The following is a 14,415-nucleotide window of genomic DNA, read 5'->3' on the forward strand; positions in this document are numbered from 1 at the left end:
ACGAGCTTTCGTCCTTTGGATAGATGAAGGCTTTTTTATTTTTACAAATAAGCAGAAACAAAAGGAGACGCTTTATATGAAACTAAAAGAAACACTCAACCTTGGGAAAACAGGTTTTCCAATGCGAGCCGGCTTACCAAATAAAGAGCCACTGTGGCAAAAAACATGGGAAGAAGCTGATATTTACAAAAAACGTCAGGAACTTAATGAAGGTAAACCTTCCTTTCATTTGCATGATGGTCCCCCTTATGCTAATGGAAATATACACGTTGGGCATGCCTTAAATAAGATTTCTAAAGATATTATTGTAAGGGCTAAATCTATGTCTGGATATCAAGCCCCTTATGTGCCAGGTTGGGATACACATGGTCTACCAATTGAGCAAGTCTTGGCTAAAAAAGGTGTTAAACGCAAGGAAATGAATTTGGCTGAATACCTTGACATGTGCCGTGAATATGCTATGTCACAAGTTGAAAAGCAAAGAGAGGATTTCAAACGTCTAGGTGTTTCTGCTGATTGGGATAACCCCTATATCACCCTAATGCCAGAATATGAAGCAAATCAAATTCGTGTTTTTGGGGCAATGGCTGACAAAGGTTATATCTATCGCGGAGCAAAACCAGTTTACTGGTCTTGGTCATCTGAGTCTGCTTTGGCTGAAGCTGAAATTGAATATCATGATATAGATTCAATGTCTCTTTATTATGCCAATAAAGTTAAAAACGGTAAAGGTATACTAGATACAGATACTTATATTGTTGTTTGGACAACAACTCCCTTCACTGTAACAGCTTCGCGTGGTTTGACTGTCGGTCCGGATTTGGATTATGTTCTTGTTCGTCCTGCGGGAAAAGTTCAGAAATATTTAGTGGCAGAAGGTTTGCTAGATAGTCTGGCAGGCAAGTTCGGTTGGGTAGAATTTGAGACATTGGAACATTATAAAGGTAAAGATTTAGAATTTATCGAAACAGAACATCCTTGGGATGCAGAAGTTACAGAATATGTCATTCTAGGTGATCATGTAACGCTAGATTCAGGGACAGGAATTGTTCATACTGCTCCTGGTTTTGGTGAAGATGACTACAATGTCGGTGTTAAGTATAAACTAGAAGTAGCAGTAACAGTTGACGAACGTGGCATAATGATGGAAAATGCTGGACCTGATTTCCAAGGAAAATTCTATGATAAAGTCACACCAATTGTTCAAGAAAAATTAGGAGACCTTCTATTAGCAAGTGAGCTTATAAATCACTCATATCCATTTGACTGGCGTACTAAGAAACCTATTATTTGGCGTGCTGTTCCGCAATGGTTTGCCTCAGTCTCACGCTTTCGCGAGGAAATACTAGCAGAAATTGAAAAGACAGACTTCCACCCAGCATGGGGAAAAACACGTCTTTATAATATGATTCGTGATCGCGGTGATTGGGTTATTTCTCGTCAGAGAGCTTGGGGTGTTCCTTTACCTATTTTTTATGCAGAAGATGGTACAGCAATCATGTCTAAAGAAGTTACGGACCATGTGGCTAATCTCTTTGAAAAAGAAGGATCCATCATTTGGTGGAAAAAGGATGCTAAGGAGCTCTTACCGGAAGGCTTTTCACATCCAGGCTCTCCCAATGGAGAGTTTACAAAAGAAACAGATATCATGGACGTATGGTTTGATTCTGGTTCATCTTGGAATGGTGTCATGAATGCTCGCAATAACCTAATCTATCCTGCCGACCTCTATTTGGAAGGATCAGACCAGTACCGAGGATGGTTTAATTCATCATTAATTACCTCCGTTGCCGTGAATGGTCATGCTCCATATAAAGCCATCTTATCACAAGGGTTTGTTCTTGACGGAAAAGGCGAAAAAATGTCTAAATCTAAAGGGAATACCATTTTACCTAGTGATGTTACCAAACAGTATGGTGCGGAAATTCTTCGTCTTTGGGTAACTTCAGTGGATACCGATAACGATGTGCGTGTCTCTATGGATATCTTAGGACAGGTTTCTGAAACTTACCGTAAAATCAGAAATACTCTTCGTTTCTTAATTGCAAATACTTCTGATTTTAATCCTAACCATGATACGGTTCCTTTTGAAAACTTATCTGCAGCTGATAAGTATATGACAATCAAATTTAATAAACTGGTAGAAGTTTTCCATGACGCATATAACTCATATGATTTTATGGCTATTTATAAAGCCGTAGTAAACTTTGTTACAGTTGATTTATCAGCTTTCTACTTGGACTTTGCAAAAGATGTTGTTTACATTGAGGCTGCTAATAGTCATCAACGTCGTGCAATGCAAACAGTCTTTTATGATATCTTAGTTAAGATTACTAAACTATTAACACCAATTCTACCGCATACTGCTGAAGAGATTTGGTCTTATCTAGAGTTTGAAGAAGAAGAATTTGTACAACTAAGTGAGTTACCAGTTGCGGAATCATTCAATGGTCAAGATGACATTTTAGATGCTTGGGAAGCCTTTATGTTATTGCGAAACCAAGCTCAAAAAGCCTTAGAAGAAGCTCGTAATGCTAAAATTATTGGTAAGTCTCTTGAAGCGCATTTAACAATCTACGCTAGCGCAGAAATAAAAACGCTTTTAAATGCTTTGGATAGTGATGTAGCACTTCTATTAATTGTTTCACAATTAACAATTGCTAACTTAGAGGAAGCGCCAGCGAGCGCAGTAGCATTTGATGGAGTAGCTTTCACTGTTGAACGTGCTATTGGTGAAGTCTGCGAACGTTCTCGTCGTATTGATCCGACAACAAAAATGCGTTCATACAATGCCTTCGTTTGTGATGCAAGTGCCAAAATTATTGAAGAAAACTTCCCAGAAGCAGTTGCTGAAGGCTTTGAAGACTGATAAATAGTTTAAATCACTCACTAAGTTAATAAGCTTAGTCAATATTTAGGCAAATAAAGCACCTTTTATTGTGAAGGTGCTTTTTGCTTTCGATTGGATTAATGTTTCGGATAAATCCTTTGGATTACCTCTATCCTTTATGGATACTAAAAGTAAAAGAAGAGCTAAATAGAGCTCTCTACTTATCAATTTAATATCAGATATTAAGAATAATTTATCTAAAGAGGGTGCCCCCAAATTACAAAAATACCATTTGCTTTCCTTTTGAAGCTATGACTGGATTGATGGTGATAATCTGATAACGGTTAGTTAAAAGAAAAAGTTATTTACTGGCATTATAAAAGCCTCAAAAAGTTAGATAAACTAAGCTTTTTGAGGTCTTTATAAATATGAGAAATCTGCTTTATTCTTTAATTTGGAAAGATATTTCAATCAAATTGTTAGTGTGCAATGTTTTTGATTGATCAGGAATAACCAATTCAGGATTAATTTTTCGTTTAAGGAAGAAGTGACGAATAGTATTTAATTCCTCATCTTTGATGGCACGATATTTATTGGAAATTAAAAGTTCATAATGTGTGGGTGCTTTTGTAAAGACGACATCAGTATTTCCTGCTGAGTAGACCTCAACTAACTGTGCATCTGTATTTCGTAGTTGATTCTGAACAAGTTCAGGATGACTGCTTGTTGTATTGATTAATCTCATATTACCCTCCAAATTGATTTGATATATAACATCATTAGTACAAGAACTAATGGTGGTGTTTTTGCCATTCTAGAACGCCCCATTTGTGACTCCCTCTTTTTAAGAGGTCAATGGCTTCTTCAACTGGAAACCATGCTAGATTATTAAAGTCTTCTAAGGGATCACATACCCTGTGATAGTCCGTTACTTCATAGAGGTGGGCTGGATTATGATAGTAGGTATCGCGATGGCGAGAGTAGAAATACTCATCTGCTTGCCCATAATAGTAGCCTATTTCTGCTGAGAAACCAAGTTCCTCCAATAACTCCCTTTCAAGAGCTGTAGCATGATCTTCGCCATATTCTATTTCACCACCAGGTAAGAACCAAGAACCATTCGGGGCTTGTACTAAAATAATTCTGTCATCTTCTTGGTTGGGAATAATTGCATAAACACCATAACGTGTCTGATAGTTTTTTTGATCACTTTTTTCGCCGAAAACTGGGACTGTCATAAGCTCCCTCCTTTTTACTATTATACTAAAAATTAATTGATTTAACTTATTAAAATGTGTATTTTTGATCAAAAATTAATAAAAAGAGTGCTATTTTTAGCACTCTGATATATTAGTCCTTTTGCTGAGGAATAGGTTGTGTTCTAGTAAGTTTCTTGGCGCTTTTGATAACTATATTGCCATTACTAGTCAATATGGCTTTCAGCTCTTTCTCAGTAGGGTTTTCAAGATAGTAGTCAGTGATAGCGTCTTCAATATAATCTTGAATTGTTCTTCTAAGTGGACGAGCACCCATCTTAGCATCATAGCCGAGATCAACTAATTTTTCTTTTACCTTATCTGTAACATCAAGGTGAATATTATTATATGCTAAGCGTGTATTGACATCGGCTAACATTAAGTCAACGATATGTAATAAATTGTCTTTACTTAATGCTTGGAATTCAATGATGCCATCAAAACGGTTCATAAATTCTGGACTGAAGTAATTGCTTAACTCACCTAAAACAGAATTAGTACGTCCTTCGCGGGATGCACCAAAACCAACAGAGGCTTCAGCTTTGCTGGTACCTGCATTTGATGTCATGATGATAATAGTATCCTTAAAGCTGACTGTCCGCCCTTGTCCATCAGTAAGCCTACCGTCATCTAAAACTTGCAGAAACATATGCATAACATCAGGGTGAGCTTTTTCAACTTCGTCTAATAATATCAGTGAATAGGGATTTCGTCTGACTTTTTCTGTTAATTGACCAGCTTCTTCATACCCCACATATCCTGGAGGAGCCCCCACTAGCTTAGCAACAGCGTGTTTTTCCATATATTCAGACATGTCAAAGCGAATCATATTATCGGCTGAGCCAAAGAGTTCAATAGCTAATTGTTTAGATAATTCCGTTTTCCCTACCCCAGTCGGACCTACAAAGAGGAAAGATCCAATTGGTCGATTTGGACTACCTAAACCGACACGATTACGACGAATAGCTTTAGCAATTTTATCAACAGCAGCATCTTGACCAATTACATGAGCCTTCAAATCATCTGATAGATTAACTAATTGAGACTGTTCTTTCTCTTTGAGATCACCAACAGGAATATTGGTTTTTTGTTCAACAATTGCTTCAATAGTCTTTTCAGTAATGATAGGAGTATCTTGATCGTCTAACTTTTGGTTTTGGAGCTCCTTGTACTTAGCGATTTGGTCGCGAAAATAAGCTGCGCGTTCAAAATCTTCATCACGAGTGGCTTGCGCTTTTAAATTTTCGGCTTCCACTAAACGTTTATCAATTTCTTTAGGATCAACGAAATTAAGAGTTAAATTCATTTTTGAGCCAGCTTCATCAAGTAGGTCAATAGCTTTATCCGGTAAGAATCGGTCTTGGATATAACGATTCGATAAATTAGCGGCTGCTTCAATGGCATCTTGACTGTATTTGACATGATGGTAGTCTTCGTATTTGGCTTGAATACCTTTAAGGATGGTAATGGTTTCTTCCACAGAAGGCTCATCGACCTTAACAGGTTGCATCCGACGTTCTAAGGCTGCATCTTTTTCGATGATGCGGTATTCATTGAGTGTAGTGGCACCAACCAGCTGTAACTCACCACGAGCTAAGGCTGGTTTTAAGATATTGCCAGCATCCATATTGCCATCTCCTGCAGTACCAGCACCAACTATTTCATGAATCTCATCAATGAAGAGAATAACATCTTGACGGTTACGAATCTCTTCCATTAATTTTTGCATACGTTCTTCAAATTGTCCACGAATACCAGTTCCTTGAACTAGACTAACCACGTCTAAGCGAATAACCTCTTTATGTTGAAGTTTATGAGGAACACTGCCATCAACGATTTTCTGAGCTAAGCCTTCTACAACTGCAGTTTTACCAACGCCTGGCTCACCAATCAAGACAGGGTTATTCTTAGTTCGTCGATTTAAAATTTCAATGACGCGAAGAATCTCTTCATCGCGACCAATAACAGGATCAATATCACCATTTCTTGCGATATCGGTCACATTAATCCCAAACTCTTCAAGGAGACCGGGTTCTCTTTGAGTCTGTCTTGCGTTTTGGCCAGAAATTGCTCCTTGTCCATTGCGGTTGTTGCCTCCGCCAGCCCCGCCATTACCATTTTGTCGACCAGTTTGGGTTGGAGGCGTATTTGGTAAGTCACCAAAAGCTCTAAAGTTATTGAGATCACCAAAGAAATCATCAAATAAAGGATTTAAAGAATCTTTTTGATCTTGGGGTTTAGAACGCAACCCGCCCCAAATCGAGTTGTTTGCATCAGTTTTTATAATTTGATAACAGTTTTGACAAAGGTCGATTTGTCTTTGCTTCCCATTCACGTTAGCATATAGGTGAATAGAGGCTTCGTTTAATTTACAGTTTTGACAAAGCATAAAATACCTCCTGGGGCTTTTGTTCAAAAGAAAACCATTTAGTCAATAATGGTCAAACTTCATAGTCTTATTATAGCACCCTTAGGTTGGAAATCAAGCAAAAAGTTCAAAATTTGGCACTTGTATTTATAGAGTGATAGTTATGGGTTACAAAAGAGTAAATAGGTCAATTTTGGCCTAAAGTTTGTGAAAAAACTGATAAAATTAGTTCTTTTTGTGTTGGTTTATTTATTTTTATGATAGAATAAAGGGGATAACAAACGAATAGGAGAAAAGACATGGAATCACATTTAGTGAGAATCATTAATCGCCTTGAATTGATGGTCAATGATGGTGGCAATTTAAAAAGAAATTTTGAACGTGATGGTGTTGTAGTTGCTGAGGTATCTTTTGCAAATGATCCAGAAAGCGGTCCCGTTTTTACATTACGTGATGTGGAAGCGCGTGAATCATACTCATTTGATAGTATTGATTTAATTGCAATGGAAATTTACGATTTATTATATTGATTTTGCGGGAGCATGGATAGAAAGCTTATTTTTCAATAAGTTTTTTATTTTTACTTAAAATGTATTTTTATTTAAAAAGGTTATATTTATTCTTTTCATTTAGATATGACCATAGTTGTTTATTCCGTTAGAAGGTTTGCTATTAAAAACAAAGAACCTTTACTAATCTTTTTGGTATAATAAAGAGAAAATAGAAAAAGGAAGTAAGTAATGGTTACAATCATCGATGGTAAAGCATTGGGCCAAAAAATGCAAAATAAATTAGCCGAAAAAGTAAACGATTTAAAAAGGGAACATGGAATTGTTCCAGGCTTAGTTGTAATTCTTGTAGGTGATAATCCAGCAAGTCAAGTTTATGTCCGAAATAAAGAAAAATCAGCCATTGCGGCAGGTTTTAAGAGTGAGACAGTACGTTTGTCAGAATCAATTTGTCAAGAAGAGTTAATTGCTATTATTCATCAATTTAATCAAGACGATACGATCCATGGCATATTAGTTCAGCTTCCCTTACCAAGTCATATTAATGACAAAAAGATTATTCTCGAAATTGATCCTAAAAAAGATGTGGACGGTTTTCATCCTATGAATACCGGCCATCTTTGGTCTGGTCGACCTCTAATGGTTCCTTGCACCCCGGCTGGTATTATGGAGATGTTTAGCGATTACGGTATTGATTTAGAAGGAAAGCATGCAGTGATTATTGGGCGTTCAAATATCGTTGGTAAGCCGATGGCACAGTTATTACTTGACAAAAATGCCACAGTGACTTTAACTCATTCACGGACACGGCATTTAGCAGAAGTCGCAAGACAGGCTGATATCCTGATTGTAGCTATTGGACAAGGTCATTTTGTGACAGAAGAATTTATCAAAGAAGGAGCCGTAGTTATTGATGTCGGCATGAATCGTGATGATAATGGTAAACTAATAGGAGATGTAGTCTTTGAACAAGTGTCCCAAAAGGCAAGTTATATCACGCCGGTACCAGGAGGCGTAGGACCAATGACCATTACGATGTTGCTAGAGCAAACTTATCAGTCCGCTCTAAGAAGTGTTAGCAAATGAAATTATCGCAGGAATTTTTAAAGCAAGTGATTACCAAAAGGAAAAGAGCAAGCCATAAGGGAGATTATGGTCGATTACTCTTAGTTGGGGGGCTCTCTCCTTATGGTGGAGCGATCATCATGGCTGCAAAAGCGGCTGTTTATAGTGGTGCTGGCTTAGTAACTGTGGCTACTGAAAAAGATAACATTAGTCCACTTCACGCTCAATTACCAGAAGCGATGGCCTTTTCAGTCGATGACAAAGCCCTATTCTTACAACATATACGGACTGCGGATGTTATTCTTATCGGACCCGGACTTTCGGAGAATAGCAAAGCTGAGACCCTATTTGATTCCGTTATGGCGCAGGTGTCAGAGGAGCAGATTTTAATCCTAGATGGCTCTGCTCTAAACCTCATAGCAAAAAGAAAAGACCAAGTTAAAAAAGGTCAGAATCTTGTTTTAACCCCTCACGAAAAAGAATGGGAACGTTTATCAGGGTTAGCAATTGAAAAACAGAACTTGCAGACTACCCAAGAAGCTTTAAGTCGTTTTCCTGATAGCACTATACTAGTTGCAAAAAGTCACGCTACGAGTATTTTCTATCAAGATCAGATCTTTCAAATAGGTATTGGGGGCCCTTACCAAGCAACGGCAGGTATGGGCGATACGCTAGCAGGTATGATAGCTGGCTTTGCTGGTCAATTTCAAAATGTTAGTCTAGTTGAAAGATTAGCTGCGGCAACTTACTTGCATTCTTATATTGCAGACCAACTAGCTAGGGATAACTATGTGGTATTGCCAACTACTATTTGTGAGCAAATACCCTATTGGATGAAAAAATGGTGTCAGAATTAACCTTCTTTTGTGAGAACTAATGACTAGGAGCTACAGGCTCCTTTTTTCGTGCTTAGAGCAGACTTTTTAAGTGAAAAAATGGTATAATTGCTTTTGTAAAGTGGCGTTTTTGCCTTTAACAAAAAAGAAAGGAAACCTGATGTCTGATTATTTAAGTGTTAGTCAATTAACCAAATACCTTAAATTGAAGTTTGATCGTGATCCCTATTTAGAACGGGTTTATCTGACAGGTCAGGTTTCGAATTTTAGAAAAAGACCTAACCATCAATACTTTTCTTTGAAGGATGAAGGAGCAGTCATTCAAGCGACTATTTGGGGCGGCGTCTACAAGAAATTGGGTTTTGATTTAGAAGAAGGGATGAAAGTAAATATTGTTGGCCGTGTGCAACTTTACGAACCTTCAGGGAGCTATTCCATTATTATTGAAAAGGTAGACCCAGATGGTGTCGGAGCCCTAGCCCTTCAGTTTGAACAGTTAAAAGCTAAACTAAGTAAAGAAGGTTACTTTAATGACAACCACAAACAAGCTCTACCTCAATTTGCTAAAAAAATCGGAGTTGTAACGAGTCCAAGTGGGGCAGTTATCAGAGATATTATTACCACGGTATCTCGGCGCTTTTCTGGTGTCGATATCCTTTTGTTTCCGACTAAAGTTCAAGGAAGTGGGGCAGCAGAAGAAGTAGTGGCCAATATTGCCCTTGCAAACCAAAGAACAGATTTGGATTTGTTAATTGTTGGTCGTGGGGGAGGTTCTATTGAAGATCTTTGGGCCTTCAACGAAGAGATAGTAGTTCAAGCTATTTTTGAATCACGCCTGCCCATCATCTCAAGCGTTGGTCATGAGACAGATATTACCTTGGCCGATTTTGTAGCTGATCGGCGAGCAGCTACACCGACAGCAGCGGCTGAGCTAGCCACTCCTGTCACTAAAGCTGATATTATTTCTTGGATAAGTGAACAACAAAATAGAGCTTATCAAGCTAATCTACGCTTGTTGAAGCTAAAAGAAGATCGGTTAGCCAAGCTGTCACAATCTGTTATATTTAGGCAGCCTGAGCGTCTTTATGATAGTTTTTTACAAAAGATTGATCGTCTCCAATCTCAGATGAACTATCAGATTAAGCAAAAACTGTCTGAAACCCAACGTCTAGAGGTCTCCCTAAGGCATCGTCTTCAGGCCTTAGATATAGTTACTAAGTTGAGTCGTTATCAAGAAAAAGTTAATTACCTTAATCAGTGGTTACAAATCAATATGCAAAAACGCTATGATTATTCTTTGGCCCGATTTGAAAAAGCTCAGGATACTCTGTTAGCTCTAGACACTGAAAGAATCATTGCTAGAGGCTATGGGATTTTACGAAAAGATGAAGAGGTTATATCGTCAGTTGCAAATATTGCAATAGGCGATGCTTTAGACCTTGAACTACAAGATGGACAAATAGAAGTAGAGGTAAAAAATGTCAAGCAAAAAACAAACATTTGAAGAAGGTTTACAAGAACTAGAAGCTATTGTTACAAAACTTGAAAACGGAGATGTTCCCCTAGAGGAGGCTTTAACAGAATTTCAAAAAGGAATGATTCTTTCAAAAGGTCTACAAAAAACGTTGCAAGATGCTGAGAAAACCTTGGTTAAAGTCATGCAAAACGATGGAACAGAAGTTGAGATTGACGCCTAATGAATAAAGTAGACAAAATTAATCTGGCAATCACCCGCTTTTATCAAGGGAAGCAAGCTGTGTCTGAACAACTTATAGCGGCGATTAGTTATTCTACGGAATCTGGTGGTAAAAGGATTAGGCCCCTCCTCCTATTAGAACTATTAGAGGCTCTTTCAGTGCCTTTAACTGACAGTCATTATGATATCGCAGCTGCTCTTGAAATGATTCATACTGGAAGTTTGATCCATGATGATCTCCCAGCTATGGATAATGATGACTATCGTCGTGGTTGCCTTACAAATCATAAAAAATTTGATGAAGCAACGGCTATACTAGCTGGTGATAGTCTCTTTTTGGATGCCTTTGCTTTAATTGCTGGGACAAATTTGTCAGCTAATATAAAGGTTGATTTAATAGAATCTCTTTCGAATTCATCAGGAACTTTTGGTATGGTTGGCGGTCAAATGCTTGATATGAAAGCGGAAGGGCAAGAGCTAACTTTAGCAGAGTTGCAAGAGATTCATAGCCATAAAACGGGCTGTTTGCTGGCCTATCCTTTTTGGGCAGCAGCTAAAATAGCAGAAGTGGATGAGCAGATTCTTCTGGAGATTTATCAGGCTGGTCAAAAGGTTGGTCATGCTTTTCAAGTTAGGGATGACATCTTAGATGTTACCGCTGATTTCACTGATTTGGGAAAAACACCCCAGAAAGATTTAGTGGCAGAAAAAATGACCTATCCGCGACTACTAGGTTTAGAAGAATCTTATCGTATCTTGAATGAAGATATTGATCAAAGTATTGCAACTTTAGAATCTTTACGAAATAAAGTTGTTTTTAAGCCTGAAAATATTATTCGCTTGATAGAAAGGTTACGCTTGCATGCCTAAAGAGAGAGTTGATGTCTTAGCCTATAAACAGGGCCTATTTGATACTAGAGAGCAGGCTAAACGAGGAGTTATGGCAGGACTAGTTGTGGCTGTATTAAATGGTCAACGCTATGATAAGCCAGGTGAGAAGATTGATGAAACAACTGAACTTAAGTTAAAAGGCGAAAAATTAAAATACGTCAGTCGTGGTGGGTTAAAACTTGAAAAAGCATTAGAGGTTTTTGCCATTTCTGTGGCTGATAAAATCACAATTGATATTGGTGCTTCCACTGGAGGCTTTACTGATGTCATGCTTCAAGCTGGAGCTCAATTGGTTTATGCTGTTGATGTAGGGACCAACCAATTGGTTTGGAAACTTAGACAGGACCCTCGTGTCAGAAGCATGGAGCAGTATAATTTTCGTTATGCACAACTTGCTGATTTTCAAGAGGGGCAACCTACTTTTGCAAGTATCGACGTTTCATTTATCTCCTTAAGTTTGATTTTACCAGCCCTTCATGACATTTTAGTTGATAATGGCCAGGTTGTTGCCCTAATTAAGCCACAATTTGAGGCAGGTCGGGATTTGGTTGGTAAAAATGGTATTGTCAAGGACAAAAATGTCCACCAAAAAGTCATTAAAGAAGTCGTCGCCTTTGCAACCAAATTCGGATTTATGATTAAAGGCTTAGATTTTTCACCAGTTCAAGGTGGCCATGGCAATATTGAATTTTTGATACATTTGCAAAAGGGCTCACAAGAGATTTTTGTTGACGAAACAGAGATTATGTCTCTTGTTGAAAAAGCACATAAGGAATTTGACAGACATGAAGAAAAGTGAACGTTTAGATTTAATTAAAAAGATTGTTTTATCGCATGATATTGAAACTCAACATGAGTTATTAGCTTTGCTTAAAGAACAAGGCTTAGAACTTACCCAAGCGACTATTTCCAGAGATATGAATGAGATTGGGATTGTGAAAATACCTTCTGGTTCAGGTCCATATATTTATGGTCTTTCTCAAGATCGTGGTAAAAAGATTACACAACGCCCTTTGTCCATTCGGAGTAGTATTTTATCCATTTCAGAAAAAAATCAGGACTTAAAGCAACATCTGTATCTTAAGGTGGTACCTGGAAATGCCATGGTAATGAAACGTTATCTCTATACTGATTTTGCAGAGCGCATCTTTGGTGTCATCGAAGATGATGACAGTATTCTTTTGTTAGCAAAAACAGAGGGTGATGCTGATTATATCAGAAATGAAGTGTCAAGATGGGTAACTAATAAATCATCGTAAAGAGAGGGCTAAGAATGCTTTTAGAAATTTCGATTAAAAATTTCGCCATTATTGAAGAAATTTCCCTAAGTTTTGACAATGGAATGACTGTTCTTACAGGTGAAACTGGAGCGGGTAAGTCTATCATCATTGATGCTATGAATATGATGTTAGGGGCGCGTGCTAGTATTGATGTGATTAGACATGGCGCTCCAAAGGCTGAGATTGAGGGCTTCTTTTCCATTGAACATAAGGCTGAGTTGATGGCGTTACTAGAAGCAAATGGTATTGATGTTCAGGATGAATTGATCATTCGCCGAGATATTTTTGCTAACGGACGTAGTGTCAGTCGTATTAACGGTCAGATGGTTAATCTCTCCACATTAAAAGAAGTAGGCCAATTTTTAGTTGATATCCATGGCCAACATGATCAAGAAGAATTGATGAGGTCTGCTCACCATTTAGCAATTTTAGATGCCTTTGGCGATCCAACATTTCAAAACCAAAAAGTAGCCTATCAAGAGATTTTTGACAATTACAAAAAGCTTCGCAAAAAGGTCATTGAAAAACAAAAGAATGCACGTGATCATAAGGAACGCATTGATATGTTGGCATTTCAAATGGCTGAAATTGAGGCAGTCGGTTTGCAAAAAGGTGAAGACGTTTCTATTCAATCGGAGAGGCAGTGGCTTTTGAATCATAAACAAATCGCTGATACTCTAGCAAATGCAGCAGTTCTTCTCGACAACGAGGAGCTGTCTAGTCTTTCCAATATCCGTTATGCTATGAATGATCTTTTAGCGATAGAAACATTTGATCCAGACTATAAATTAATGGCAAGCAATATTACGGAAGCTTACTATATTTTGGAAGATGTTAATAAAATGTTATCAGATACTGTAGATAATTTAGATTTTGATGCAGGTCGACTCCTAGAACTAGATAGTCGTTTGGATCAAATTAACAGCTTGACACGAAAATATGGTGGAAATGTCGATGATCTCTTAGATTACTACAGTAATATTGAAAAAGAATATCAGCTTTTGACAGGCAGTGAAAGTTCAGATGAAGAGCTAGAGATACAACTCAAAAAAGTAGAAAAAGATTTAATCGACCAAGCTCATATTTTAAGTCAGGAGCGACATAAACTGGCGCATCAATTAGAAACAGACATCAAACAGCAGCTAAAAGATTTATATATGGATAAAGCTAACTTTGAAGTGCGTTTAACTCCTTCAAAGTTTAACCGAAATGGTAATGAAATGGTTGAGTTTTATATTTCAACAAACCCCGGTGAAGGCTTTAAGCCCTTAGTTAAAGTGGCTTCAGGTGGTGAATTATCACGGTTGATGTTAGCCATCAAGGCAGCTATTTCAAGTAAGGAAGACAAAACGAGTATTGTCTTTGACGAGGTCGATACGGGAGTTTCTGGACGTGTTGCGCAGGCTATTGCTCAAAAAATTTATAAAATTGGAAAGAATAGTCAAGTACTTGCCATTTCACATTTACCGCAAGTTATTGCCATTGCAGATTATCAGTATTATATTTCTAAAGAAAGCAAGGCTGATATCACAGTGTCAAAAGCAAGCTTATTAGACGATGACCAACGTGTGGAGGAAATTGCTAAGATGATTGCGGGTAATGATATAACAGAAACAGCACGCCAACAAGCACGGGATTTATTACAGAAAAAGTGATGGTGAAATTGAATAAGAAAAAAGTACTA

General features: G+C 37.8%; 13 protein-coding genes. 10 read left to right on the forward strand and 3 right to left on the reverse strand.

The window, feature by feature from the left end; all coding sequences use genetic code 11:
* Positions 1 to 76: 76 nt before the first annotated feature.
* Positions 77 to 2,869 (forward strand): isoleucine--tRNA ligase, encoded by a 2,793-nt coding sequence (ileS, locus tag FGK96_RS02255; protein ID WP_138080960.1) that lies wholly within the window; start codon positions 77 to 79, stop codon positions 2,867 to 2,869.
* Between the two features lie 403 nt (positions 2,870 to 3,272).
* Here ileS and FGK96_RS02260 read toward each other — a convergent pair whose 3' ends face one another.
* From FGK96_RS02260 to FGK96_RS02270, 3 genes are all read right to left on the reverse strand, one after another.
* Positions 3,273 to 3,575 (reverse strand): DUF1827 family protein, encoded by a 303-nt coding sequence (locus FGK96_RS02260; RefSeq protein WP_138080962.1) that lies wholly within the window; start codon positions 3,573 to 3,575, stop codon positions 3,273 to 3,275.
* A 46-nt stretch (positions 3,576 to 3,621) separates the two neighbouring features.
* Positions 3,622 to 4,068 (reverse strand): NUDIX domain-containing protein, encoded by a 447-nt coding sequence (locus FGK96_RS02265; protein WP_138080964.1) that lies wholly within the window; start codon positions 4,066 to 4,068, stop codon positions 3,622 to 3,624.
* A 112-nt stretch (positions 4,069 to 4,180) separates the two neighbouring features.
* Positions 4,181 to 6,475, reverse strand: coding sequence for an ATP-dependent Clp protease ATP-binding subunit (locus FGK96_RS02270; protein WP_138080966.1), 2,295 nt, complete (start codon positions 6,473 to 6,475; stop codon positions 4,181 to 4,183).
* A 278-nt stretch (positions 6,476 to 6,753) separates the two neighbouring features.
* On the opposite strand from FGK96_RS02270, the gene FGK96_RS02275 reads away from it, so the two are divergent.
* From FGK96_RS02275 to recN, 9 genes are all read left to right on the forward strand, one after another.
* Positions 6,754 to 6,984: a DUF1797 family protein gene (locus FGK96_RS02275; RefSeq protein WP_003085121.1), complete on the forward strand. Its 231-nt coding sequence runs from the start codon at positions 6,754 to 6,756 to the stop codon at positions 6,982 to 6,984.
* Between the two features lie 210 nt (positions 6,985 to 7,194).
* Positions 7,195 to 8,049, forward strand: a complete 855-nt coding sequence (locus tag FGK96_RS02280) for a bifunctional methylenetetrahydrofolate dehydrogenase/methenyltetrahydrofolate cyclohydrolase (RefSeq protein WP_138080968.1) — start codon at positions 7,195 to 7,197, stop codon at positions 8,047 to 8,049.
* Positions 8,046 to 8,885, forward strand: a complete 840-nt coding sequence (locus tag FGK96_RS02285) for an NAD(P)H-hydrate dehydratase (RefSeq protein WP_138080970.1) — start codon at positions 8,046 to 8,048, stop codon at positions 8,883 to 8,885. Before FGK96_RS02280 ends, FGK96_RS02285 begins: the two co-directional genes overlap by 4 nt.
* Before the next feature lie 139 nt (positions 8,886 to 9,024).
* Positions 9,025 to 10,368 (forward strand): exodeoxyribonuclease VII large subunit, encoded by a 1,344-nt coding sequence (gene xseA, locus FGK96_RS02290; RefSeq protein ID WP_138080972.1) that lies wholly within the window; start codon positions 9,025 to 9,027, stop codon positions 10,366 to 10,368.
* The gene (locus tag FGK96_RS02295) at positions 10,343 to 10,561 is read left to right on the forward strand and encodes an exodeoxyribonuclease VII small subunit (RefSeq protein WP_138080974.1); all 219 of its coding nucleotides are present in this window, start codon (positions 10,343 to 10,345) and stop codon (positions 10,559 to 10,561) included. Before xseA ends, FGK96_RS02295 begins: the two co-directional genes overlap by 26 nt.
* Positions 10,561 to 11,430, forward strand: coding sequence for a polyprenyl synthetase family protein (locus tag FGK96_RS02300; RefSeq protein WP_138080976.1), 870 nt, complete (start codon positions 10,561 to 10,563; stop codon positions 11,428 to 11,430). Before FGK96_RS02295 ends, FGK96_RS02300 begins: the two co-directional genes overlap by 1 nt.
* Positions 11,423 to 12,250, forward strand: a complete 828-nt coding sequence (locus FGK96_RS02305; protein ID WP_138080978.1) for a TlyA family RNA methyltransferase — start codon at positions 11,423 to 11,425, stop codon at positions 12,248 to 12,250. The genes FGK96_RS02300 and FGK96_RS02305 overlap by 8 nt, the downstream gene beginning before the upstream one ends.
* Positions 12,237 to 12,710, forward strand: coding sequence for an arginine repressor (locus FGK96_RS02310; RefSeq protein ID WP_138080981.1), 474 nt, complete (start codon positions 12,237 to 12,239; stop codon positions 12,708 to 12,710). The genes FGK96_RS02305 and FGK96_RS02310 overlap by 14 nt, the downstream gene beginning before the upstream one ends.
* 14 nt (positions 12,711 to 12,724) lie before the next feature.
* Positions 12,725 to 14,386 (forward strand): DNA repair protein RecN, encoded by a 1,662-nt coding sequence (gene recN / locus FGK96_RS02315; RefSeq protein WP_138080983.1) that lies wholly within the window; start codon positions 12,725 to 12,727, stop codon positions 14,384 to 14,386.
* The last annotated feature ends 29 nt before the right edge of the window (positions 14,387 to 14,415 follow it).

Origin of the sequence: Streptococcus porcinus (assembly GCF_901542335.1) — a bacterium.
Lineage (GTDB): Bacteria > Bacillota > Bacilli > Lactobacillales > Streptococcaceae > Streptococcus > Streptococcus porcinus_A.

Coding starts and splice junctions, on each gene's coding strand:
- FGK96_RS02265 (WP_138080964.1), bottom strand. CDS start 4,068: ATGACAGTCCCAGTTTTCGGCGAAAAAAGTGATCAAAAAAACTATCAG.
- FGK96_RS02295 (WP_138080974.1), top strand. CDS start 10,343: ATGTCAAGCAAAAAACAAACATTTGAAGAAGGTTTACAAGAACTAGAA.
- FGK96_RS02305 (WP_138080978.1), top strand. CDS start 11,423: ATGCCTAAAGAGAGAGTTGATGTCTTAGCCTATAAACAGGGCCTATTT.
- FGK96_RS02285 (WP_138080970.1), top strand. CDS start 8,046: ATGAAATTATCGCAGGAATTTTTAAAGCAAGTGATTACCAAAAGGAAA.
- FGK96_RS02270 (WP_138080966.1), bottom strand. CDS start 6,475: ATGCTTTGTCAAAACTGTAAATTAAACGAAGCCTCTATTCACCTATAT.
- recN (WP_138080983.1), top strand. CDS start 12,725: ATGCTTTTAGAAATTTCGATTAAAAATTTCGCCATTATTGAAGAAATT.
- FGK96_RS02300 (WP_138080976.1), top strand. CDS start 10,561: ATGAATAAAGTAGACAAAATTAATCTGGCAATCACCCGCTTTTATCAA.
- ileS (WP_138080960.1), top strand. CDS start 77: ATGAAACTAAAAGAAACACTCAACCTTGGGAAAACAGGTTTTCCAATG.
- FGK96_RS02310 (WP_138080981.1), top strand. CDS start 12,237: ATGAAGAAAAGTGAACGTTTAGATTTAATTAAAAAGATTGTTTTATCG.
- FGK96_RS02280 (WP_138080968.1), top strand. CDS start 7,195: ATGGTTACAATCATCGATGGTAAAGCATTGGGCCAAAAAATGCAAAAT.
- FGK96_RS02260 (WP_138080962.1), bottom strand. CDS start 3,575: ATGAGATTAATCAATACAACAAGCAGTCATCCTGAACTTGTTCAGAAT.
- FGK96_RS02275 (WP_003085121.1), top strand. CDS start 6,754: ATGGAATCACATTTAGTGAGAATCATTAATCGCCTTGAATTGATGGTC.
- xseA (WP_138080972.1), top strand. CDS start 9,025: ATGTCTGATTATTTAAGTGTTAGTCAATTAACCAAATACCTTAAATTG.